Origin of the sequence: Shewanella sp. SR43-4, from assembly GCF_014163845.1 — a bacterium.
Lineage (GTDB): Bacteria > Pseudomonadota > Gammaproteobacteria > Enterobacterales > Shewanellaceae > Shewanella > Shewanella vesiculosa.
The window spans coordinates 1-224 of record NZ_JACJEB010000075.1 but is presented as its reverse complement, the minus strand read 5'-3'; the positions used below and the strand labels follow the sequence as shown (position 1 = coordinate 224).

Below are 224 nucleotides of genomic sequence, written 5' to 3'. Positions count from 1 at the left end.
ACTGAGTTAAATCTTAAAAACATTTCAGCAAGACAAAAACTTCGTGAGCAGTATCAAGACCCTATCGTGCAGCGCAACATTGATTTAGATATGGCGCTACTTGATTGCTATGCCAAAGAACTCGCTCAAGTTGAATGGTTCATTGAAAAACAAGCCAAAAATCATAATCCAGTGTATCTAGAACTACTTAAAACTGTACCAGGTATTGGCAAGATTCTGTCACT

1 pseudogene is annotated in these 224 nt (G+C 37.5%); it reads left to right on the top strand.

From position 1 onward, the window contains the following. Window positions 1–224 (top strand): annotated as a pseudogene (locus tag H5123_RS20885) (IS110 family transposase); the annotation flags it as partial.